The following is a 23,667-nucleotide window of genomic DNA, read 5'->3' as shown; positions in this document are numbered from 1 at the left end:
CGATTATGTTATCAGGATTAAGCTTTATTAATGGAGAATGGCAAGGTCAAGCAGAAGCTGGTTTTTACGCGGTTAATGCAATTGATCATGCACTAATGCAACCACAATTTATCAACTGTACCAATGATCAACTTGATCAAGCCTGCCAATTGGCTAAAGAGGCGTTTGTTATTTACCGTCAAACGACGGCATTACAACGCGCTGATTTCTTAAATGAAATAGCCAATCAAATGACTCTTATTGAGCCGTTATTATTAGATCGAACAACCTTAGAAACTGGGCTACCCAACGCTAGAATTCAAGGGGAGCTGGCTCGAACTGTTAATCAATTGAAGTTATTTGCGGGAAATTTAACCAAGAAGTCGACTCTTGTCGCCCATGACAGTGCTTTACCTGAGCGTGCACCTCTTCCTAGAGCGGATCTAAAAATGGCTCAATTACCATTGGGACCTGTGGCTGTATTTGGTGCTAGTAATTTTCCACTCGCTTTTAGCACTGCTGGCGGTGATACAGCATCAGCATTAGCTGCAGGTTGCCCTGTAGTGTTTAAAGCGCATGTCGCTCACCCCGGTACGAGTGAAATCGTAGCTAAAGCGATCGAAAAAGCGATACGTATTTGTGAGATGCCAAAAGGGGTATTTAGTTTACTTCAGTGTAAGGCTTACGATATTAGTCATGGACTTGTAAAGCATCCGGCAATAAAAGCGGTTGGTTTTACAGGCTCTTATCGTGTTGGTATGGCGTTACTTGACAGTATAAAGACACGTAAAGAGCCCATTCCATTTTATGGTGAGTTGGGAGCAATTAACCCGCAAGTCATTTTACCTGAGCTGATTACACAAGACCCACAGAAACTCGCCCAAGAATTTGTAACTTCAATGACTATGGGAGCGGGGCAGTTTTGTACCAACCCTGGGTTTTGGCTCGTTAATGAAGCAGAGGCCGCTGCATTTAAACAAGAATTACTACCATTAATTGAACAAAGCACAGCACAGACAATGCTGACACCGGGTATTCTTACTGCGTATGCACAAGGATGCGATCGATTAGCCAAACACTCTGAGGTTGTAGCTAAAGGACTTTGTGAAGATAAAAAAGCAACGACATTTTTGTTCTCAGCGACTGCAGAAGAGTTTTTAGCAAATACTGATCTACATAGTGAAGTATTTGGGCCTGCATCCTTGATGGTGACGTACAAAAACTTATCTCAAGTAGCGCAAATAGTTGAGCAATTAGAAGGGCAGTTAACCGCATCAGTTCATGGCAGTGCGCAAGTGATTGCTGAAAATCAAACGTTAATAGAAGCACTCTCGTTCAAAGTGGGGCGGTTGATTTTCAATCAGATGCCAACAGGCGTAGAAGTGTGTGATGCCATGATGCATGGCGGGCCATTTCCTTGCTCTACTGATGTGCGCAGTACCTCTGTTGGAAGTTACGCAATAGAGCGCTTTTTAAGGCCGATTTGCTACCAAAACCAAATGTAACCATTTTACTATTCAAATCAAAGCAGCGATTATTCGCTGCTTTTTTGTTGGAGGTAATAAATGATTCTTTTTGCCTCTGGTCTTTTTTGCTCAACTAGTTAAACTAGGGAGATTATTTACGATAAAAAAGAATGAATATGGCGCTGACATATAAAACACGTACAGAATTTGTTGTTGACGCAATTAGAGAGAAGATCCTCAAAGGTGAAGTCAAAGCAGGTCAACCGCTTCGACAAGCCGCTTTAGCTGAAGAACTTGATGTAAGCCGAATTCCAGTCAGAGAGGCATTACTTCAATTAGAAGCTGAAGGGTTAGTTAAATTCCAAGCCCATAAAGGTGCAATTGTTACTAAGCTTGATGCTTCTCATGTCGATGAATTATTTGAATTACGAGCAATGCTTGAAGCGGATGTACTTGCGGCATCCATTCCAAATTTAACAGATGCTGATTTCGAAGAAGCGGAAACCATCTTAAAAGAACTCGATGAAGCATTGACCCATGATGACAGTGCTAATCTTTGGTCTGATCTTAATACTAATTTTCATACTTGTTTGTATAAAGGCAGCGAACGTCCGCAAACGCTCGATATTATCAGTATGCTTAATCAAAATGCCAGCCGTTATATTCGACTGCATTTCTTACTTGCCGGAGGAATTGAAAAAGCCGGACCAGAGCATCGACAGTTAATTAACTTTTGTAAAGAAAAAGACATTCAAAGTGCTGTTTCTGTCCTAAAAGAGCATATTTTAGGTGCAAAAGAAGAAATCAAAGCGTTATTACGAAAACAAGATTAATCGACAGCCCATTAGCAGACTCGTGTCTGGTAATGGGTTATTTTTTATTTATGGAAGTGTTTGCTAGAGTGAGGTCGAGAGTTAGTATAGCGGTTGTTGACCCTTAAAAACATAATCCAGCTGGCAATCAGCATAAGTACCACAGCTAAAAGCATCACGATTTTTCCATCAACCCATGTCATAACCATAATCGCGACTAAAAATAATAAAAAAGGTTTTAATTCATACCATTGAATGGCTTTATTATTCTCATTATCGTGACGAGTCATCTTAGCATCACTTCTACGAAAGTGAGATCGCAAAGACCACACAAGTGCCCCCGAAACAAAGAATAAACAGCCTGAAATAGACGCAAAAAATGAGGGTTGGTAGGTAATTAACCCGTAACCAACAGCTAAATAGACATAAGGTAAACTTTCATACACTGGTTTACTTAACACTGAGAATCCCTCCACGCAAACTGTTTAAAGTTTAGTCGTAGAGGAGAGTTTTAGCGAACCAGATCAAGAGTATTTTGCAACAATTGCCACTATTGTGATGATAAATCACGCAATTAATTAGATTGGTTTAATCATTTAGTAGTGATTCTTTCGTGCTTAGTGCTCACGGGTAAGCTCTTTTCTTGCCAGCTTAACCAATCCCCTTCTAGATGATGTACGTCTTTTAAGCCTAGCTCTGCCATTGCTTTTTCGGCAATGGCGGCTCTTCTACCTGAACGGCAATAAACAACGACTGGTTGCCTTTGTAATGTTAATAATAACTCAAGGTGATCTTGAATTTGGTTATGTGGAATATTGATTGCTCCAGGAATGTGTCCATCATTGAACTCTTCAACTGAGCGTACATCAATAATACTTATATTAGAGCTTTGTTTATTAGAGCTTTGTTGTGATTTAAGAAATTGCTCTTGTGTAATCAGAGGAGTGATATCAGCATAGCAAAGTGAGGAAGTAAGCAATACAGAGCAGAAGAGTAAAGTGCTAACAATAAATTTCATTTTATAAACCTAAAGAGTGAGTACTCAGAGTATAGTACGACACTCTTTAGCGGATACAAGTTTTATCCTCTGCTTAGCTGGAAATCTATTTGTACTTGGGCGGTGGCTGTTATTGCTTGGCCGTTTTCAAATTTAGGCGCATAACGCCATTTTTTTAATGCCTTTATACTTTCTTTTGCAAATGCTTCATTTGATTTATCAAGCACACGAATGTTGTCAACAAACCCTGCAGGGGTGATATCAAATTCGAGCTGTGCAAATCCATCTTTACCCCTTTTAACCATTGAAATAGGGTAGTCAGGATTGGTTCTATGTAATGGCGTTTGCTCTAATTCATCTTTCCAAGGCACCATTTTTGCAATCGCAATACAGTGTTTGGTGGCTTCTTCACTTTTACCTTGATCTTCATATAGGTCAATCAAACGTGAATGAGCGGCAAGTTCAAATGGATGATCAAAATCAAGGTGTTTATCAAATACGTCAACCACTTCATTAAAGCGTTTAATCGCTTCATTCTTTTTTCGCATCCCTTGAGCAATCATGCCGATGAGATAATTTGATTTAGCACGTTCAAACGAGTTTTCGGGTAAAAGTTCGCGATACAGTTCATCCGCTTCATAAGCATATTTACGCGCTACTTTGTATTTTTCAAACTGATGATGATTGAATAAATGCATTGAAGCTTCGGAGTAGCTATCGGCTAATAATTTTGATTTTTTAGGTAAAAGAGTAAGTCCATGCTCAAAATAATCATCAGATTCTGAGGCTGAGGAAGTTGACTTTGCAAGGCCAAAATAGACATCAACTAGCTCGATTGCCTCCTCTTCGTAATGATTGGAATAGATAGATAAGATAGTCTTATATAGTGCATATTTTTGTTCTAGTAATGGTTTATTACTGATTTGGCTTTTTGCCTCAGGCAGAGAGAGCGCATAATTTAGCGCGAGATTGGCAGTGTTCAGTGCTTGCTCACCATATAATTGTTGACCAATTAAGTATGCCTGCTCGGCATATTTAATTTTATTGTCTATCTGATTATTTGTAACGGCTTGTTGATAGTTTTTATAGGCTTGCTTGAACTGCTCTGTCGTGCTGTCATTATTGGCTAATGTTGTAGTAGAGGCTAGCGATAGCGCGAGGGCGACTAAACAATATGTGTTCAATTTCATTTTTCTGTCCCTAAATAAATGAACCGCTAGAGTAAAATATAATTCCAGAGTTGTCGAGCCTTAGCCGCAAGAGGGGGCTTCTATCGGTTTTAGTAGTGCAATGATTTGACCCTGTGAATTATTTTCAATCTGTAATGCATCTCCAACCTCGATTGATAAATCAATATTGTGTGTGAGATTTAACTGCTGGATTAAATCGGCTTTTAGCTCAACTAAGCGGGTTTTATCGCAAGACTCGATATACCAACCCTCATCACGGGCCATTAACCGGCCTGTGAGTAGCTCTTTATCTATTAAATTGGCCAAGGCATCATCGCGTTCTGTTTGTGCCTGTTGATGTGCTCGATTAATCATTTTGGAATACTGCTCATTAGTGTAATCATGGACCTCTATTTGGGCATACAAGCTGGCATCATAATATTTAGTTAAAACAGATGGTTGTGCGTGCCTCTGATAAGCGAGGTGAAATAATACAGCAACAGCCGCGATACCCAGAGCGACTTGGGTTTGCATATACCATGGAGTGCGTTTTCGACCTGTGAGTAGCGACAAAATCGATGCTTTTTGTTTTAGAGGTATGTGAATGGTCTCTTTTCTCGCCTGATGAAGCTGTTTTAGTTGGTGTTCAAATTGTTCTTCATGCTTCATGGTCGTCTCCTAGTTTAAATTTAAGATGTTGTTTAGCGTAACGTAAGCGAGTTTTTATTGTCTCCTGAGGATCAGAAGTAATCTCAGCAATTTGCGCTAAAGAAAACCCTTCTTGTTGCAGAATAAAGCTCTCTCTTTGTTTAAACGGAAGCTGCATTAATGCCTCATTGTAACGTTCAAGTATGCTTTCATGAGGTTCACTACAGGTGGTCAAAAGTGTGTCAAATTGTGCTGTTTCAGTGCTTATATGACGGGATGACTGGCGTACTTCGTCGCGTAATGTATTAGCCGCAATGGTAAATAACCACGCTTTTAAAGATGCCTGCTCTCGATACAGGTGCTTTTTTTCGATGACTTTTAACCATGTTTTTTGACTAACGTCTTCTGCGATTTCAGGGTTACTCAATGATACAAGGTAATGGTAAAGATCTTGGCCATAGTAGTTAAAAAGGCGACTAAGATCTGTTTGAGAACCAGTTTGACAAAAGCGCATCATCAAACTCTCAGGATCAAAAGGTTTGGATAACCAGTTTTTAAGATTGAGTAATATCAATAAATAACTCCTCGTATTTACAGCAATAAACAGAGGTTTCACCTCTGTTTTCCTTGGGGCTGTTGATCTTGTGTGATTGCTATCTTTAACAAGATTTAGAGAGATCAACTGCCCCAGCGTATTAATGGCTTTTATCGATTTTAAAATCAAGTTGAATAGTCAAACCGTGTTGCTCGATTGCTTGTCCATTGTCAACTTTGGTTTTATATTTCCATTTTTTGAGTGCTTTGATGGCCGCCGCATCAAATACTCTTTTTGGTTGAGCATCTAAAACACTTGCATTGATAACACTGCCTGTTTTTGAAATTGAAAAGCTTAATTTCACCCATCCTTCGATACCTTCACGTGCAGCTTGAATAGGGTATTTTGGTGCCATTCTAACGACAGGACTCGCCTGATTATCCAATATTGGCGCAAAGAGTGTACTATTACTTGGCTGTTGGGCTGTAAGCGTCACAGTGGGGATTGGCACGATATCAGTCTGTGATGTCTCTGACGGGATCATCGGCTTGGGAGGGATTTTATTTATTACCGGTGGTGGAGGTAATCGCTTTATTATATTTGGCGGTGTAATCTTTTTTTCCTCGGCGATCTCTATATCAAAGTCAGGGATACTGGTCGGAATATATTGGCCTTGTGGTGCAATAAGGTATTGCATCAATGCAAATGCGCAAAATGTCATTACTAACCCTACAGCTGTAAATAGAGCTACTTTACTGATTGTTTGAATGTGTGGTGCTGGTAGTGTGTTGTTCATCTTTTTTCTCCTTTGTTGCTTAATAGTAAAACGCAGCAGGTTTGAAAAAGGGGTGAAAAAAGAAAAGATTTTTATCACTGTTATTTTACAGTATTTGAGACTTGCTTTATGACTTAATAATCCCCATATATTACAATCAACACATCAAGTATATATAAAAGCCGCTGAGTAGCCCTTGGCGCTGAATTGAGCTTTTTGTTATATTATCACAATATCATATATTTTAATTTGGAAGCGTTGTGGCTGAAGTACGAGCAAGAGTCCAGCTGAAAGTTGGTAAAAACAGCACTATCCCTGCTGAAATCCTGTCATTTTCTGGTCTTAAAGATGGTGTTGAGCATGTAGCCTTAGTGTTTAACCAAGCAGATAAAAAACAGACGACTCCTCTAATACGCATGCATTCAGAGTGTTTAACTGGTGATGTTTTTCATTCTTCACGGTGTGATTGTGGCGAACAATTGAATGAATGTATTGATAAAATGCATCAGCAAGGGGGGATCCTATTGTACTTGCGCCAAGAGGGCAGAGGTATAGGTTTGTACAACAAAATAGATGCCTATGTGTTGCAATCTCAAGGCATGAATACCTATGAAGCAAATAATCACTTAGGTTTTGAGGATGATTTAAGAGATTTCTCTGATGCCGTGTTAATGCTCAACGCGATGGGATTGGCAAAGGTCACTTTAATGACCAACAATCCTCGTAAGTTAAAAGCGCTGACTGATGCCGGCATTACTGTTGAAGGGCTGGTCGCTACGCATGCGCATGTAAAAGATGGCAATGAAGCTTATTTGGAAACGAAAGTGAAACATGGCTCACATATGCTGGATTTAAGTAAGACAAAAAAGTAGCATAAGAGTCGATTAGGCTAGATTACTGATCACTATATTTAAAAGCGCACCTTTAATTGGTGCGTTTTGATTTTATTTATTAACTAAAAAGATGACTAAATGGCCATAGAGCAACGAATTTACAAAGCCCAAGCTGGTGTCGCTTGGTATAAAGCCGCTTGGCAAATATTTAAATTACAGCCCGGAACGTTCATTTTGATGCAGGCAGTCATGGGAAGCTTAGGTCTGATAGCATTGTTTTTTCCTGTTTTGCAAATTGCAGCAGGTCTTGCGACTCCTTTTTTAACTGCTGGGTTTTATCAGGCTATTTTAATGCGCCAGCAAGGTAAAAAAATTGCTGTTGCAGATATTTTTTCTCCATTTAGCTTAGCCGGTCGCAGATTAGGGTTATTTCGACTTGGTTTATATCAAATAGGCGCAGGAATGGCGTTGATGTTATTGGCAAGTTGGCTATTTAAAGATGCCATTGCAGTGATGGAGCAATATGCTGGCCAACCAGATTTAGCGGCGCAGTACATGGTTGAAAATATTAGTGCTGCCAATGTTATTTTGTTTGTGAGTGCATTATCGTTTTATCTCATGTGTTTTGCTTATTCGGTACCGCTGGCTTTTTATCAACCAACCTTGACGTTGTTCAGTGTGTTTAAAGTCAGTTTGAGTGTATTTTGGCATAATATGGCTGCAGTGAGTGTGTTTGGTGGAATTTTTAGTGTATTGATTATTGTTAGTTTACCTTTATCTTTCATTCCTTTACTGTTGATAATGCCCATTAGTTATATTGCTTTTTTTGTGTCGTTTCAAGCGATGTTTATGAGCAAAATTGTCTCTGAAACTGAGCAAAACTCTGAGACCAGTAGCACTGGGCGATTTGACGCTTGATGGATGATCACGAAAAGCAAAAATTAAAGAATTACGTGCTCTGGCTGTTATCTCGTCAAGAATACTCACGACGAGATTTAACGTTCAAGCTAAAACAAAAAGGCGCAACGGCTGACTTTATTGATACTCTTCTTGATTGGTGTGAACAGCATTCATTTATAGATGAGAAACGATATTGTGAAAGTTTTATCAGACGCCATCTGGCAAAGCTTCATGGATTGAAGCGTATCCAGGCCGAAGCTGCGGGTAAAGGAATTGAGCGAACCTTACTTGAAACCCTGATCGATGAGATGGAAATTGACTGGTATCAACAAGCCCAAGCAGCATATAATAGGAAGTTTTCTGGAATTACTGGAAACCTTGAATTCAAAGAAAAAGCGAAAATATTTCGCTACTTGAGTTATCGAGGTTTTAATCATGAACAAATTGAATTTGCAATGCACGCAGAGCCGTCAGACGAGTGAGAATAACCGCATGCCGCACATGACTACCGCACAAATCCGCCAAGCTTTTTTAGACTTTTTTTCGTCAAAACAGCACCAAGCCATCACCTCTAGTTCGTTGGTACCGGGTAATGACCCGACTTTATTATTTACCAATGCCGGGATGGTGCAATTTAAAGATGTATTTTTAGGTGCAGATCAACGTCCTTACACCCGAGCTACAAGCTCGCAGCGCTGTGTTCGTGCTGGTGGTAAGCATAATGACCTAGAAAATGTGGGATACACGGCCCGTCATCATACTTTCTTTGAAATGTTGGGTAACTTTAGTTTTGGTGATTACTTCAAAGAAGATGCGATTAAGTTTGCTTGGCAGTTTTTAACCGAAACTCTTCAGCTACCTAAAGAGAAATTGTTAGTTACGGTTTATCACACTGATGATGAAGCATTTGATCTTTGGAATAAACACATAGGTTTACCAGAAGACCGCATTATTCGTATTGATACTGCAGATAACTTCTGGTCTATGGGTGACACTGGGCCATGTGGACCTTGTTCAGAAATCTTTTATGATCATGGTGAAGAAATTTGGGGAGGACCTCCAGGTTCACCAGAAGAAGATGGGGACCGTTTTATTGAAATTTGGAATCTCGTTTTCATGCAATATAACCGTCATGCGGATGGCACCATGGAGCCATTACCAAAACAGTCTGTTGATACTGGGATGGGTCTTGAGCGTATTTCTGCCATTATGCAGGGCGTGCATTCAAATTATGAAATCGATATTTTCCAAAATTTAATTAGCGCAGCAGCATCTGTGACTCATGCGCAAGATTTATCTGATAAATCATTACGCGTAATTGCCGACCATATCCGTTCTTGTGCATTTTTAGTTTCGGATGGGGTAATGCCTTCAAATGAAGGGCGAGGTTATGTACTTCGTCGTATCATTCGTCGTGCCGTGCGCCACGGGAATAAGCTAGGTGCAACTGATAACTTCTTCCATAAATTGGTATCTGCATTAGGCGAACAGATGGGAGATGCCTATCCGGAATTGCATAAGCAGCGTGAAATTATCGAAAAAGTATTACGTATTGAAGAAGAGCAATTTGGTAAGACTCTAGAGCGCGGTTTAGCTATTTTAGAAGAGAATCTGAAGGATTTAAGCGGCGATGTGATTCCTGGGGATGTTGTTTTCAAACTGTATGATACTTATGGATTTCCAGCAGATTTAACTGCTGATGTAGCTCGCGAACGTTTTATGACGATTGACGAAGCTGGATTCCAAGAATGCATGGCTGCACAACGTAAAATGGCGCAGCAGGCAGGAAAATTTGGAACTGATTATAACGAGCAATTAAAATCAGAGAAACACACAGAATTTAAAGGTTACGAGCATAACCATTTTAGCGGAACAGTCGTTGAGTTATTTGTTGATGGTGACGCGGTCAGTGAATTAGCCGATGGCCAAAAAGGCATTGTTATTTTAGATCGGACGCCTTTTTATGCAGAATCAGGTGGTCAAGCTGGTGACAAAGGCGTATTAAAAGTAGCGGGCGGCGAGTTTACTGTTACCAATACGACTAAGCTAAGTAACGCGTTTGCGCATGCAGGTATTATCCAAGGTCGTATCGCAATTAACGATCGTGTTGATGCGCACATTGATGAAGTGCGTCGCGATGCAATTCGTAAAAACCACACAGCAACACATTTATTGCACGAAGCTCTTCGCCAAGTGTTAGGTGAACATGTTAGTCAAAAAGGCTCGTTGGTTGAATCTGAGCGTCTGCGTTTTGATTTCTCGCATTTTGAAGGGGTATCGAAAGAACAAGTGAGCACGATTGAAGCGATGGTGAATACCGAAATTCGCCGTAACCTCGATTTACACACTCAATTAATGCAAATAGATGAAGCTAAAGAACAAGGAGCTATGGCTCTGTTTGGCGAAAAATATGATGATGAAGTGCGTGTGGTCAGCATTGGTGAGTTCTCCATTGAATTATGTGGTGGTACTCACGTACAACGTTTAGGCGACATTGGCTTATTTAAAATTGTCTCGGAAAGTGGTATTGCTGCTGGAATTCGTCGTATTGAAGCTGTCACAGGCGAAGGTGCAATGGATTACATCAATCACCAAGCTGAAGTGCTTAATCAAATAGCGGCATTAGTGAAGACTGATGCGAATAATGCGCTTGAGAAAGTATCGGGTTTAGTTGACCGTGCAAAAGGTCTTGAAAAAGAAGTGGCGCAATTAACTGATAAGCTGGCCAGCGCAGCAGGTGCTAACTTACTTGATTCTGTCGTAGATATAAATGGTATCAAAGTTCTTGTCGCGAATGTTGCAGGGACTGAATCAAAAGCATTACGCGGCATGGTCGATGACTTAAAAGTGAAGTTAGGCTCAGGCATTATTGTTTTAGGTGTTGCTGATGATAGCAAAGTGAGTTTGATTGTCGGTGTGACGAAAGATCTGACTTCACAACTCAAAGCCGGTGAGTTAGTTAACTTTATGGCGCAACAAGTTGGTGGTAAAGGTGGTGGTCGTCCAGATATGGCACAAGCTGGTGGTTCACAGCCAGAGCATCTAGGCACTGCACTTGAAAGTGCAACAGCTTGGATCGCTGAGCGCGTTTAATACTCAGTGTCTCTAATCGTACAAAAGTTTGGCGGTACCTCAGTGGGCTCGATAGAGCGCATTGAGGCTGTTGCTGACCTTGTTGTAAAAACAAAACAGCAAGGGCATCAAATAGTGGTGGTTTTATCGGCTATGTCAGGTGAAACCAACCGCCTTATTAGCCTAGCAAAACAAATAGACCCGCGACCGAGCAGCAGGGAGTTAGATGTTTTGGTGACTACGGGTGAGCAGGTTTCTGTTGCGTTACTCGCGATGGCTATCATCAAACGAGGTCACTCAGCCATCAGTCTTCTGGCTGATCAGGCATTGATCACGACAAATAACTTATTTGGTAAAGCACGAATTCAGCATATCGATAGCTCAAGACTTAATCATGAGCTCGAGCATGGCCGCATTGTCATTCTTGCAGGCTTTCAAGGTCGTGATATCGAAGGCAATATTACCACATTAGGTCGAGGTGGGACCGATACTACTGCGGTGGAAGTCGCTGGGGCCATTCAAGCAGACGAATGCCAAATTTATACGGACGTGAACGGTGTTTACACTACTGATCCTCGTATTGAACCCAATGCTAAGCGTATGGAGACGGTCACGTTTGAAGAAATGCTTGAACTGGCGAGTTTGGGAGCCAAAGTATTGCAAATTCGTTCTGTAGAAGCGGCTGGGCGATATAATATTCCACTGCGTGTACTTTCGACATTTGCACCCGATCAAGGCACATTGATTACTTATGAGGAGCCGAAAATGACAGATAAAGTCGTGTCGGGAATTGCTCACACTAAAGATGAAGCGCTTTTGAGTATTGTTGGAGTGCCAAATATTCCGACAAATTTAGCAAAAATACTGCAACTTTTTGCTGAATATGCAATCGAAGTAGATATGATTGCACAAATAAATCAAAAAGATGCAAAAATCGACTATGCTTTTACGGTGCATCGGAATGATTATGAACAAGGGCTCGAATTACTCGGGTTAGTGCAATTAGAGATCGGTGCAATCAGTGTTGTTGGAAATTGTAATGTGGCAAAAATTTCTGCGGTAGGTGTGGGGATGAAATCTCATGCTGGAGTTGCTGGGACCTTGTTCCAAGCATTAGCGGATGAAAATATAGCTGCTTTGCTTATTTCAACTTCGGAAATTAAAATATCAGTGCTAATTGAAGAAAAGTATCTAGAATTAGGTGTAAGAGCGCTCCACAGTGCTTTTTTTGTTGAAAAATAACCAGTTTTAGAGTTTTTACTTACTTTCGTAGTAATAATTCATTAAAATAGAAAGACACGGAATCTTTTAATCTTTTGGAACATTAGGAGCAAAGAATGCTAATTCTGACTCGTCGCGTTGGAGAAACCCTTATGATAGGGGACGAAGTTACAGTAACGGTACTAGGTGTTAAAGGTAACCAAGTACGTATTGGTGTTAATGCACCTAAAGATGTCTCTGTACATCGTGAAGAAATCTACATGCGAATTCAAGCTGAAAAATCAAACCCGATGGGCAACGAATAAGTTTGTATCGCAAAGAAAAGCCGCTAAATTAGCGGCTTTTTTATTGTCTAAAATTGTTACCCTTGTTTTATCGTGATTTCACGTTGTGGGAAAGGAATGGTTATTTTGGCGTGCTTTAATGCGTTAAAGACAGCTAAATTCGCTTCCATTTTTGTCGCAATGAGTTTTTCAGTGGCGACCCAATAACGATAGCCAATAACAATACTGCTGTCGGCAAATTCATTAATACCAATTTGGCTTTCTTGTGTTGATGATAACGAAGGCAGCGCTTTTAAGGTTTGTTTGATTATCGTAATAGCGTGTTCGGGATCTTCATGATAAGCGATGCCGATTGCTCCTTCGACTAATGAGTAAGCAAATGAATTATGAATGATCTCGCCCATAATGTGCTTGTTTGGGATGGTGATTTCGACGCGATCTTCATTTGTTAAAATGGTGACGCCCAATTCTATGGCGCTCACTTGACCAAATACTCCATTTACAAAAATGGTATCGCCTACCACAAAAGGTCGGGTTGCAATAATGGCAAGTCCGGCTCCATAGTTTGAAAGCATGCCTTGCAGAGCAAGACCAGCACCAAGAGAAGCTGCACCAATAGCCGCAACAAATGGGGTGACGCTTATGCCTATTTTACCAAGCGCTACGATCACAAACGTGATAATAAGCAGCACTTTAACCACATTGCTTATAAAATTGTTTAAAGTGACATCAACATTGTTTTTGGCTAAAACGTTAAAGACTACTTTTGATAGTTTTTTTGCGGCCCACAAGCCAATGAGCAGAATAAATAAAGCGGCTACAAGTTGGAAGCTATAGGTTACAAGGTATTCAGTTAATATGTCGTAGACTTTTTCGAGCTGTTTAATTTCATTTTCAATCATAAAATGTCTGTTTTTTTAATTAAAGCCATGGTTTATCTCTTTATATCATAGCTTCAGGGTTTTGTTTTGTATTGCCAGAATATACACTGCAATTAAGACATAGCCAGAGGTTTTATGGCTCCTTCTTCCTCTTACTTTAAGCAAATGACAATGAATAAAAAAGCATTACTAGCTCTTGCCATCAGCGGCGCATTATTTGGCTGCGTTGATACCAGTAAAAATCAAAGTTCGGCCCCCTCAGTTGTTGTTTCACAAACGATGACGCAGCAATTAGAAAACATTGTTGAAGGGTATTTTGATGAGTCATTGGCTTTTCAACCGTTATCGGGAACATTTGTTGGGCAATACCAATACAATGATCAATACTCTTTGCCATTAACCGCACAAAACCGTGCAAAAATGAGTGCGTTTACGCAAAAATATTTGTCGAAGATGGCGCAGATTGATGAAAGCGAGCTTTCAGGGCAAGCGCTGCTCACTTATCAGATATTTAAACGAGATCTGAAACTTGCACAAGAAGCGGAAAAATTTCCAAGCCATTTAATCCCGATTGACCAGATGTCGGGTGAACATAATACCTTTGCTGGGCTAGGTTCAGGTCAAAGTGCGCAACCATTTAATACCGTTGAAGATTACAGTGACTTTGTTAAACGTGCCGAAGGCTTTGTTGTGTGGTTACAAAGTGTTGAAGCCTCGATGAGAGAAGGAATCGCGCAGCAAGTTGTTTTACCCACAGTGCTAGCTGTAAAGTTACTTCCACAATTTCAGTCGCATATTGTTGATGATGTGACGCAATCTGTCTTTTGGATGTCGATAGCGAATATGCCAGACACCTTTACAGCATCTGAAAAACAACATATTGAGCAACGATACCGCACGCTTATTACTGACACGCTGGTTCCAGCTTATCGTCAAATGAGTCTGTTTTTAGAAAAAGAATACATCCCCAATGCTCGTGAAACAGTTGGTTATAGTGATCTGCCGGGTGGAAAAGCTTGGTATGAATATAAAATCAAAGAAAATACAACGCTGACACTCAGTGCAGAGGAAATCCATGCACTCGGCATGAGTGAAGTGAAGCGCATTTTAAGCGAAATGATCAAAGTCAAAGAGCAGGTGGGTTTTGAAGGTGATTTACCTGCATTTTTCACTCATTTACGAGAAAATGAAGAGTTCTATTTTTCTTCACCACAGGAAGTAATTGCTGCATATGAAGCAGTCAAAGCGAAGATAGATGCAAAAGTACCTTTATTATTTGATATTGCGCCAAAAGCTGATTATGTCGTCCAAGCGGTTGAAGATTTTCGTGCAGAATCTGCAGCTGGCGCTTCCTATCAGTCACCAGCGCCAGATGGCTCTCGTCCGGGCATTTTTTACATCAACACTCACAATCTAAAAGCGCAGCCCAAGTTTATTTTAGAAACCTTGTCAATTCATGAAGCGGCGCCTGGCCATCACTTTCAAATTGCTCTACAACAAGAAGTCGAAGGATTGCCAAGAATTCGAAAGTTCGGTGGCTACACAGTTTTTGCCGAAGGGTGGGCGCTGTATGCTGAAAGCTTAGGTAAAGAAATGGGCTTGTTTACCGACCCTTATCAATGGTATGGAAGACTCGTTGATGAGCAGTTGCGTGCAATGCGTTTAGTGCTAGATACTGGGCTTCATGCAAAAGGCTGGACACGTGAGCAAGGCATAGAGTTTATGAAAGCGAACTCTTCAATGGCAGAAAGTGACATTATCTCTGAAGTTGAGCGTTATATCGCAATTCCTGGTCAAGCCCTGTCTTATAAACTTGGACAGTTTAAAATTAGAGAGCTCAGAGAGTACAGTGCTAATGAGTTAGGTGATGCTTTTGACGTCAAGCAGTTTCATACTCAAATCTTGATTGATGGCTCTTTGCCGATGCCGATTTTAGAGGCAAAAATTAAGCGTTGGGTTGCGTCTCAAAAAATCTAATCGTACAGAATTAATTCACTCAGCAACGCGAGTTGTTGAGTGAATTAATCTTAGTCGACCTCTGCGAGTTCAGGTTTTTAACCTAATGCTAACCACACGCCAACAACCATCATTAAGCAAGCCGATAGGCGATTGAGCAGCACGACATTGCCTTGACTACTCAGGAGTTTGCGCAGACCATGCCCACCCGAAGCATAAATCACCATGCAAATGAATTCAGTGATCAATAAAATAATCACGAGCGCACTTAATTGCGGAGCAAGTGCATGACTTTGATTGATAAATGGTGGTAGTAAAGACGCTGTAAACGCCCAGCCCTTTGGGTTTGAAACGGCTGTAAAATAACCTTTTGCAAATAAGTTTTTCCGGCTCACCGACGAGGTAGATGCATCGGCAGATAAGCTCAGTGCTAAACTTCCTTTGCTTTGCCACATTTGTAGACCAACGTAAATTAAATATGCGCCGCCGAGCCACTTTAGAATACTGAAAATTTCAGGATACTTGAGCATGAGCGCCGCGACACCTATCACTGCACAGATAGCCACAGTGGCCACCCCAGCTAATTCGCCCCACATCATGTAAAACGTTTTTTTTAGCCCGATGCTCATGCCCAAAGTCATCGCTAATGTCATGCACATCCCCGGAGAAATAGACACTAAGAAACTTGTCGGAATGAATAAAAGTAACAAGGTAAGTTCTGGCATATTGGATGAGTTAATTTTTAAAAGGAGATTATATTAGCTGAAAAATAATCTTTGATATAGAGGATCTAATGAAGTGATTACATATTAATGACAGTTTAAATTACTGTTATACTGATATTAATTTAGTTTTGTTAGAAAAGGTTGATTATGAGCTGGCAAGCAATTGATGCTGCGCTTTCATATGTGTTGTTTAGTTACGGCGGCACTCCCATAACGGTATTTCAAGTATTACAAATACCGGCTTCTTTATTGTTGGCTTGGTTTATTGTAACGCGTGTTGGAATTTTGATTCGCAAAGCGTTAGTTGCAAGAAAGGTCACTCCGGATGCTGTGCATTTGTTTTCACGTATCTACTTGGTGATTACTATTGCTGTCCTTGCGATTACTAGTTTAGAAATTCTTAAAATTCCTCTGACTGCGTTTGCTTTTGTTTCAGGTGCCGTTGCGATTGGTGTTGGTTTTGGTGCTCAAAATATCATCAATAACTTTATCAGTGGTTGGATTTTGATGTGGGAGAGGCCCATCAGGATAGGTGATTTTCTCGAAGTAGGTGACACAAAAGGGATGGTCGAAAGCATTAATACCCGTTCGACCTTGATACGCCGCAGTGATGGTGTGCATATGTTGGTGCCAAATAGTCAGCTTCTTGAAAATACAGTAATAAACTGGACGCTAATTGATAAAAATGCGCGTTCATTTGTTCGAGTGGGCGTTGCATATGGCTGTGATGTGGAGCTGGTCGCCAAGTTAATTCGCCAAGTACTTGATGAACAAAAAAGCATCTTAAAACACCCTAGCGCGAATGTGTTATTTGAAGATTTTGGTGATAATGCTTTGATTTTCGATGCAGTGTTTTGGGTTTGTGCTAATTCTGAGGCTGATATCCGTCAAATGCGCAGTAATATTCGTTTTCGAATATATGAGCTTTTCAACCAGCACCAAGTTGTGATTGCTTATCCACAGCGGGATGTTCATATTGATGGCACAATTAATATTCAAAATAATAAAGTTCCAGATAAAAACAGTTAAGCTTAGAGCTGACCTAAATTGGAGTTTAATTTGAAATTACTGCACCTCATTATTTCTTTACAATTATTACTCGTATCGGCCTGTTGGGCTGAGGAAGAAAGAGGTCAGTCAAAGCTGGTTGTTGCGTCTGCAAATTTTGAACCCTATTTTGTTTATAATCAAAGTACTACAAAGGGATTGTTTAATGACTTACTGTTGGCTGCGTTGAGTAATTTAGATTATCAAAACGTAATCATTAAGCCGTTTAACAATGATGGTATCAAGCGGACTTTATTATTAGGCAAAGCAGACATCGCAATCAATTGGGGTGGACCTGTGCCGGAAGGGTTTTATACAGCGAATTATCGGTTGAAGTTTGTTAATCGGGTGATTGTGAATAAAACTGTGCAGTCTGCTTCAATTAAGCAACTGGGTGATTTAAAGAATTTACGCATCGTATCGTTTATTAATGCCTCTAAAGTATTTGGCCCTCAGTTTGAAGAACAAATGATTCGTGACAATTCGTATATTGAATATGCCGAACAAGCAGTCACAAACCGCTTATTTGTCGCGGGTAAATTTGATGTGAAAGTCGGGGATTGGCTGATGTTTTTATGGTCGCAACGATTAAGTGCGCATGATTTGCAGCAAGTCGACTTTTACCCGCTTGATATTCTGACTTACTCTGGGTCTAAAATTGTCTGCGCAACGCAAGAAATCTGTCAGCTGCTGGATCGCGAATTTGATAAAATGATGCTTAACGGAGAAATCGTTGCTATTACTGAGCACTGGTTTAACAAAATTGGCATGCCGATTTATCCACATCAATTTTTTGTGCCTGTGATGATGACGCCAGAGCCATAAAATAAGGGAGCTGCGCGCTCCCTAGGTTTTTATTGTGGTTTATTTAGCTGTTTTATCCATCGGTTGACATCTTCTTCTAATAGGGTCAATGGTCTTGCGCCCGGCAGTAAAACTAAATCATGGAAGCTTTTAATATCAAAGCGCTCACCCAAGGCTTGTTGGGCACGAGATCTTAATTCGACAATTTTCAGCATGCCCAGTTTATAGCCAAGTGCTTGACCGGGCCATGCAATATATCGGTCAATAGCTGCTTCAACGTCACTCATGGCTGTGCCCGTCGCTTGATGGAAATAGTCTATCGCTTTTTGACGAGGCCAGCGTTTATGATGTAAGCCTGTATCGACCACTAAACGCGCGGCACGGTATACTTCTGCTTGTAAGCGCCCTAAATTTCCCCACGGATCATTGTCGTACATGCCCATTTCATAAGCGACTAATTCGCTATACAAAGCCCATCCTTCAACGTAAGCATTGAATTGGCCATTTTGGCGCATAATGCCAATGTCTTTTTGTTCCATATTTAATGATATTTGAAAATGATGACCTGGTGCTGCCTCGTGATAGGTTAAGGTTTTTAAACTAAAGCTAGGTTGTGCTTTCATATCTTTGAGGTTTATGGAAAATTCACCCGCTCGAGATCCATCAAGTGCGGGTGGATTATAAAATCCTCCGGGCGCGCCATCTTGTGATACAACAGGAATGCGTTTCACCGTCACGTCATAACTCGGTAATGTTGCAAATAAGCTGGGCGCTTTTTCCATTACGCGTTCGATCTCTTTGTTTAAATCTGCCAGCAACTGCGTACGTCCTGCATCAGAATCTTCATAAAGAAACTGTGGCATATTACCTAATTGCGCCATTCGTTCACCAACAGAGCCTTTAAGCATGCCTTGTGCCTTCAGAATACGATCCATTTCTTCACTGATCCGGTTTACTTCTTCAAGCCCAATATTATGAATCGCTTCTGCACTGAGTGTTGAATCTGCGAGGTATAAAATTTCATGTTGATAAAATTGCTCACCATTAGGCTGAGCCCATATTCCTTCTTCGAGTGGCGCTTGGTTTTGTAAGCTTCGCATGGTGGCAGTAATATCAGCAAAAGCAGGATAAATTTCCTTGGTGACGATTTTAATCGCTTGCTGGGTAAAATCAGCCTGCAGAGTACTTGAAAGTGTTGTGTTGCTCAGTTTACTCGCTAAGGTGCTGATAAAAGGGTGTTCGGCAGGTGCTAAGGCAATAAATTTTTCTAAATAGCCTAATGTGTTGGGGAAAAGCACTTTGGGTAGAATAATCCCTTGCTCGGCATCAGCCAGAACCTTGGTTTTTACATCTGCTATTAAGCGTGCAAACGCACTTAAACGGTGTAGGTAATTACGAGCATCGACTTCGTTATCGATCACATGCTGATCTTGCAATACTTTTGGAATATCAATGAGGGGCCCTGCAATTTGGCTCACGATATAAGGTAAATGTCCTCCCCATGTATCTATATACCCACCTTTGAATTGAGTATCGCCAATATAGTATTGAGCAATGACTTGGTTAACGCCTAGGTGCAAACGGTCATGTTCATTCAGAGTATTAAGATCAAATTGAGAGAGTTGTTTAAACGCGTCAGTCATGCTGGTTTGAAGCTGTTGCATGCCGGCTGGGGAATAGTCTGGCCATGAATCTTGATATTGCCCTGCAATGTCAGTGGGTAATCCCAATGATGTGGCTAAGGCGGGCTGCTGGCGCATAAATGATTGAGTAAATTGATTGACACTTCGATCGATTGCTAAGCGGCTAATTTCGGTAGGTTGCCGATTTGCGTTTGATTCGTTGGCTTCATGATTACAGCCGCTCACAGCGACTAAAATTGAAGCGCTTAATAAACTGATTTTAATTTTTATTGGTAGGTTAAATAAGCGCATGGCTGTTCCTGTCGATTTTACAAAAGACTATTGTATACAATGTGAGTTAGAGAAGCAGTAAAAAAATCCCAGCAGTGCTGGGATTTTGTCAGTCATCAATCGATATCCATATCGAAGTATTTTCCTTAAGCTCGACTACGTGCAAACACACGAAGCAGCTTACTTCGAGCATATGTCGGCCCTTTTTAAAAGCAAGCTAAACGGATAGATTAATTGTAACAAAGCATCACAATGGATCAGAAAGCGTTTAGGCTGATATTGACAGATAATCTAATAGCTTTTGCAAAATAGGGAATAGGATCGGGACTAAAATAGCGGTCATAATTGCACTCAATGCCATTGCCAAAGAAGCATATCCGCCCATAGTTGGGTGACTCTCTAATGCTCTGGCTGTACCAATTGCATGGCAAGCTGCTCCCATTGCCAGACCTTGTGCTTTTGGGTTTTTTACACCGACTAAACGTAAAAAGGGTAAGGCAAAAACAGCGCCAAAAATACCAACTAAGATGACGACAACGGCAGCAAGTGCTGGGATCCCAGCGATACTTTCGGTAACTGAGAGTGCGATAGGAGTCGTCACTGAATTTGTCGCAAGTGATGCTTGGACCGAAAAGGATTGCTCCAATGCAAATGCAATTAAGACCGACAGCGTCATCGAGATGCAAACAGCCACGACACTGATAGCTCCAATGTGATGTAAATTATCTTTCACCGTGAGGTATTCTTTATAAAGAGGTAATGCAAGGGCCACAATGGCAGGTTCGAGCAACCAAGTCAGAGCTGTTGTGCTGGTTTTGTAATCCGCATAAGGCAGAGATAACTGCGACAAAATAGCGATAAGTGTGATGATCGACAATAAAATAGGATTGAGTAAAGTCAGTTTAAGTTGCTGCTGCAGCCATCTAAACATGAAAAATAGCCCGATTGTGAGAGGCAAGCCAATGAGCAGCATCATGATTTGAGATTCTTTTGCATTAAATGACCAACCAAGGCGAGGGTAAACAAAGTGCTCAATAAGGCCACTAAAGGAATTTGCCAATAATTATCTTCAAGAAGTTTGAGGTGTTCAATAAGCGCAACCCCAGAAGGAATGAACAATAAGGGCATGTATTTTAAAATAAAATTTGCTGTAGGAAAAACGTGTTCATAGTCAACTTTACCGCTGAGCAAAAGTGAAAGCAGGACCAACATGCCAAAAATAGCAGCTGGAAAGTGATCATTCACTAACCAAGCGAACCCCTTGCCGAGCATCAAGCAGCCCAAGATGATAATACTGCTCATTAAATACTTTTTTAACATGGTTTTTAGATCAGCCTTTTTATACTGTGATGCTAACAATCAAAAAAGCTGAGTATAACTCGCTGGCATCAGCTTTTTATATTGGCTTTTAGGCTACCATTTTTTAGCTTTATGGAAGGGGGAATCTTGAGAGTTGAGCTGATTATTGATTGCAATGCGAGTGTTTTTTTTCAGCAATAGCCTCACTTGATTAAATGTTTCACGCGCGAGTGTTTTACGTGTCGCTTGACCATAGCTTGTCTGATAGAGGCGCTTAATTGCTGAAAGTGTATCAGGAGAGCGAATGATCAGTGATTGTGCGAGGGAATAGGCTGCTTTAAAAGGTTTAGCATCGCATTGTGTAATTAATCCAAGTTTTAAAGCATCAGAGCTGGTAAATGGTTCTGCCAGACTTGATAACAACAGCGCTTGATCCCGCGCTATTAAGTGACTAATCGGCAGGCTTGCGCCCATGTCCGGAGCTAAGCCCCAGCGTGCTTCCATAATGGCAAAACTGGCATCATGGTGGGCAATGCGATAATCGGCTCCGAGTACTATTTGGGTCCCGCCTCCCCAGCATCGACCATTGATCACTGCAATCACTGGCATAGGTAATCTTTGCCACCCCAGCACGACCCGCTGAGCTAAATTTTGATTTCCGGGTAACCACTTCCATAACAATTTCACAATACTTAAACCGGATTTCATGACACTTTTTACATCTAGCCCCGTCGAAAAATCTTCTCCATTGGCATCAAGAATGACCGCTCTGACGGTGCGATCTTTGGCTAAGGTGTTAATAATCTCATCGAGTTGTTGGAACATAGCTAAATTTAGCGCATTAAGTTTATCTGGGCGATTGAGAGTGACGCGTGCAATGTGATTGTCGATGGTAAGGGTAACTAATTTCAACTGGTATGACCTTTTGTTTTTGTTGAGCGTAAAATTTAATCAATAAAATGTAAAGTTAAAATATGGCACTTGGTCACGCTTGATAACAGATTTTGGTTCGCTAATTGGTTTATTATATTAATAATATTGATATTTTGTGGTGTGAAATGATTACTTATCGCACTAGTCATATTAGTATTGGTACACACCATATATCCGATTCGAAATACTACTAAGATAGTAAAGGGAGATTACCATGCTCAAACCTTTCAACGAAAAGCGATCTAACAGCTTTTTCACCCCTCATAAACGCCTGAGTTATGCAGTGATAATGTCAGTTTCTGTCGCGCTGACTGGATGTGGCCAGCAAAATCAAGAGATAAAAGCTGCGCCAGCACCGGCTGTCTCGGTTTATCAAGTGAAAACCAATGATGTCGGTAATTACCGTGAGTTTGTGGCGCGAACTCAAGCGTTTCAGCAGGCCGCTATTAAAGCTCGAGTTGAAGGTGAGTTGATAGAGCGTCATTTTGATGAAGGAAGCTTTGTCACTGAAGGGCAACTTCTATTAAAGATCGATCCGGTTGAGTATGAGGCAAGCCTCGCTCAAGCTGATGCTGATTTAAAAAGTAAACGGGCTGGTGCCGATGGCGCGAGCCGTGACTTAAAACGGGGTAAAGAAGTCGCAGAAAAAGGGTTTTTATCGCAATCGGATCTCGATAAATTGACCACCAATGCTGCGCAAACAGCTGCGAATGTGAAAGCAGGTGAAGCGGCTTTAGAAAAAGCACGTTTAAATCTGAGTTACACTGAAATCAAAGCGCCTTTTTCAGGGCAAATCGGTAAAGTCAGTTATGACGTGGGCAATATTGTTGGTCCACAAAGCTCAGAGCTGGCAGTGCTTACGGCAATCGATCCTATCTATGTTAATTTCCAAGTTGAAGAAGCAGCTTATCTGAATTATTTACAGAAACATCAAAATGCAGCTGGGCCTGAAGAGGTGCCAATTGATTTACATTTACGCTTACCGAATAACACGCAATATGATCAAGAAGGTAAACTCGATTTTGCCGATACCAAAATTGATCAGGGCACAGGCACTGTAGAGTTACGTGCTGTGTTCAGTAACCCGAAAAAAATCATCATGCCGGGTATGTTTGTTAATTTAATCGTTGAAAGTCAGGACAAGCAAGAAATGGTGTTAGTCCCGCAAGCCGCTGTTCAAGAAAATCAACAAGGAAAATTTGTATTAGTGGTTGATCAAAGCAATAAAGTACTTAGTCGTCATGTCACCTTAGGTCGACGAATGAATGCAATGTGGGTGGTTGAGTCTGGACTTAAAGCGGATGAGCAAGTGATCATTGAAGGCTTACAAAAAGTACGCACAGGCATCGAAGTTAATCCAGTCGCTAAAATGGTGGATGCAACGACGGGTGTCGTCACGGATGCTTCGGCACAATAAG

The 23,667-nt window shown here is 40.9% G+C and carries 24 protein-coding genes; 12 read left to right on the top strand and 12 right to left on the bottom strand.

What is annotated here, in order from left to right; translation table 11 throughout:
• Window positions 1-5 precede the first annotated feature (5 nt).
• Together PULV_RS10285 and PULV_RS10280 are read left to right on the top strand one after the other, a co-directional pair.
• Complete coding sequence (locus PULV_RS10285; RefSeq protein ID WP_193331628.1) at window positions 6-1,484, top strand: aldehyde dehydrogenase (NADP(+)); 1,479 nt, start codon at window positions 6-8, stop codon at window positions 1,482-1,484.
• A gap of 137 nt (window positions 1,485-1,621) precedes the next feature.
• Window positions 1,622-2,278, top strand: coding sequence for a GntR family transcriptional regulator (locus PULV_RS10280; protein ID WP_086743965.1), 657 nt, complete (start codon window positions 1,622-1,624; stop codon window positions 2,276-2,278).
• A gap of 44 nt (window positions 2,279-2,322) precedes the next feature.
• Here PULV_RS10280 and PULV_RS10275 read toward each other — a convergent pair whose 3' ends face one another.
• The 6 genes from PULV_RS10275 to PULV_RS10250 form a co-directional block, all read right to left on the bottom strand.
• Window positions 2,323-2,718 (bottom strand): hypothetical protein, encoded by a 396-nt coding sequence (locus tag PULV_RS10275; RefSeq protein ID WP_086743964.1) that lies wholly within the window; start codon window positions 2,716-2,718, stop codon window positions 2,323-2,325.
• 131 nt (window positions 2,719-2,849) lie between these two features.
• Window positions 2,850-3,275, bottom strand: coding sequence for a rhodanese-like domain-containing protein (locus PULV_RS10270; protein ID WP_193331627.1), 426 nt, complete (start codon window positions 3,273-3,275; stop codon window positions 2,850-2,852).
• A gap of 62 nt (window positions 3,276-3,337) precedes the next feature.
• A complete protein-coding gene (locus PULV_RS10265; RefSeq protein ID WP_086743962.1) occupies window positions 3,338-4,444 on the bottom strand; it encodes an energy transducer TonB in 1,107 nt (368 codons plus the stop codon).
• Window positions 4,445-4,504: 60 nt separating this feature from the next.
• Window positions 4,505-5,092, bottom strand: coding sequence for a hypothetical protein (locus PULV_RS10260; protein WP_086743961.1), 588 nt, complete (start codon window positions 5,090-5,092; stop codon window positions 4,505-4,507).
• A complete protein-coding gene (locus PULV_RS10255) occupies window positions 5,082-5,687 on the bottom strand; it encodes an RNA polymerase sigma factor (protein WP_227009385.1) in 606 nt (201 codons plus the stop codon). Before PULV_RS10255 ends, PULV_RS10260 begins: the two co-directional genes overlap by 11 nt.
• Window positions 5,688-5,766: 79 nt before the next feature.
• Window positions 5,767-6,402 (bottom strand): energy transducer TonB, encoded by a 636-nt coding sequence (locus PULV_RS10250; protein WP_227009384.1) that lies wholly within the window; start codon window positions 6,400-6,402, stop codon window positions 5,767-5,769.
• Between the two features lie 239 nt (window positions 6,403-6,641).
• Here PULV_RS10250 and PULV_RS10245 point away from each other — a divergent pair, with 239 nt between their 5' ends.
• The 6 genes from PULV_RS10245 to csrA all read left to right on the top strand — a co-directional run bounded on the left by PULV_RS10245 (window position 6,642) and on the right by csrA (window position 12,712).
• Complete coding sequence (locus PULV_RS10245; RefSeq protein WP_086743960.1) at window positions 6,642-7,253, top strand: GTP cyclohydrolase II; 612 nt, start codon at window positions 6,642-6,644, stop codon at window positions 7,251-7,253.
• A 99-nt stretch (window positions 7,254-7,352) separates the two neighbouring features.
• Window positions 7,353-8,132 carry a hypothetical protein gene (locus tag PULV_RS10240; RefSeq protein ID WP_193331626.1) on the top strand — a complete coding sequence of 260 codons (780 nt, stop codon included), beginning with the start codon at window positions 7,353-7,355 and terminating at the stop codon, window positions 8,130-8,132.
• Window positions 8,132-8,596, top strand: a complete 465-nt coding sequence (locus tag PULV_RS10235) for a regulatory protein RecX (protein ID WP_193331625.1) — start codon at window positions 8,132-8,134, stop codon at window positions 8,594-8,596. Before PULV_RS10240 ends, PULV_RS10235 begins: the two co-directional genes overlap by 1 nt.
• Before the next feature lie 10 nt (window positions 8,597-8,606).
• Window positions 8,607-11,207: an alanine--tRNA ligase gene (gene alaS, locus PULV_RS10230; RefSeq protein ID WP_193331639.1), complete on the top strand. Its 2,601-nt coding sequence runs from the start codon at window positions 8,607-8,609 to the stop codon at window positions 11,205-11,207.
• 6 nt (window positions 11,208-11,213) lie between these two features.
• Window positions 11,214-12,428: an aspartate kinase gene (locus tag PULV_RS10225; RefSeq protein ID WP_193331624.1), complete on the top strand. Its 1,215-nt coding sequence runs from the start codon at window positions 11,214-11,216 to the stop codon at window positions 12,426-12,428.
• A gap of 95 nt (window positions 12,429-12,523) precedes the next feature.
• A complete protein-coding gene (csrA, locus tag PULV_RS10220) occupies window positions 12,524-12,712 on the top strand; it encodes a carbon storage regulator CsrA (protein ID WP_086743955.1) in 189 nt (62 codons plus the stop codon).
• Between the two features lie 56 nt (window positions 12,713-12,768).
• Here csrA and PULV_RS10215 read toward each other — a convergent pair whose 3' ends face one another.
• Window positions 12,769-13,593, bottom strand: a complete 825-nt coding sequence (locus PULV_RS10215; RefSeq protein WP_193331623.1) for a mechanosensitive ion channel family protein — start codon at window positions 13,591-13,593, stop codon at window positions 12,769-12,771.
• 144 nt (window positions 13,594-13,737) lie between these two features.
• Here PULV_RS10215 and PULV_RS10210 point away from each other — a divergent pair, with 144 nt between their 5' ends.
• Entirely contained in the window at window positions 13,738-15,549 is a 1,812-nt protein-coding gene (locus tag PULV_RS10210; RefSeq protein ID WP_193331638.1) for a DUF885 domain-containing protein, read from the top strand.
• A 77-nt stretch (window positions 15,550-15,626) separates the two neighbouring features.
• Here the strand turns inward: PULV_RS10210 and PULV_RS10205 are convergent, their stop codons facing one another.
• Window positions 15,627-16,253, bottom strand: a complete 627-nt coding sequence (locus PULV_RS10205; RefSeq protein WP_086743952.1) for a LysE family translocator — start codon at window positions 16,251-16,253, stop codon at window positions 15,627-15,629.
• 147 nt (window positions 16,254-16,400) lie between these two features.
• Between PULV_RS10205 and PULV_RS10200 the strand changes: the two genes are divergently transcribed.
• Window positions 16,401-17,282, top strand: coding sequence for a mechanosensitive ion channel family protein (locus PULV_RS10200; RefSeq protein WP_086743951.1), 882 nt, complete (start codon window positions 16,401-16,403; stop codon window positions 17,280-17,282).
• A 30-nt stretch (window positions 17,283-17,312) separates the two neighbouring features.
• Window positions 17,313-18,125 (top strand): hypothetical protein, encoded by an 813-nt coding sequence (locus PULV_RS10195; protein ID WP_193331622.1) that lies wholly within the window; start codon window positions 17,313-17,315, stop codon window positions 18,123-18,125.
• A gap of 29 nt (window positions 18,126-18,154) precedes the next feature.
• On the opposite strand, the gene PULV_RS10190 is transcribed toward PULV_RS10195, so the two are convergent.
• From PULV_RS10190 to PULV_RS10175, 4 genes are all read right to left on the bottom strand, one after another.
• Window positions 18,155-20,038, bottom strand: coding sequence for a DUF885 domain-containing protein (locus tag PULV_RS10190; protein WP_193331621.1), 1,884 nt, complete (start codon window positions 20,036-20,038; stop codon window positions 18,155-18,157).
• A 247-nt stretch (window positions 20,039-20,285) separates the two neighbouring features.
• A complete protein-coding gene (locus PULV_RS10185; protein ID WP_227009390.1) occupies window positions 20,286-20,990 on the bottom strand; it encodes an LrgB family protein in 705 nt (234 codons plus the stop codon).
• Complete coding sequence (locus tag PULV_RS10180) at window positions 20,990-21,319, bottom strand: CidA/LrgA family protein (RefSeq protein WP_193331619.1); 330 nt, start codon at window positions 21,317-21,319, stop codon at window positions 20,990-20,992. Before PULV_RS10180 ends, PULV_RS10185 begins: the two co-directional genes overlap by 1 nt.
• A 111-nt stretch (window positions 21,320-21,430) precedes the next feature.
• On the bottom strand, window positions 21,431-22,228 hold the full coding sequence (locus tag PULV_RS10175) for a crotonase/enoyl-CoA hydratase family protein (protein ID WP_193331618.1): 798 nt from the start codon (window positions 22,226-22,228) through the stop codon (window positions 21,431-21,433).
• 235 nt (window positions 22,229-22,463) lie between these two features.
• Between PULV_RS10175 and PULV_RS10170 the strand changes: the two genes are divergently transcribed.
• The gene (locus PULV_RS10170; protein ID WP_193331617.1) at window positions 22,464-23,666 is read left to right on the top strand and encodes an efflux RND transporter periplasmic adaptor subunit; all 1,203 of its coding nucleotides are present in this window, start codon (window positions 22,464-22,466) and stop codon (window positions 23,664-23,666) included.
• Window position 23,667: the final 1 nt, after the last annotated feature.

Source organism: Pseudoalteromonas ulvae UL12, from assembly GCF_014925405.1.
GTDB classification, from domain to species: Bacteria; Pseudomonadota; Gammaproteobacteria; order Enterobacterales; family Alteromonadaceae; genus Pseudoalteromonas; species Pseudoalteromonas ulvae.
The sequence above is the reverse complement of the archived record's forward strand: the minus strand, read 5'-3'. Positions and strand labels throughout refer to the sequence as shown.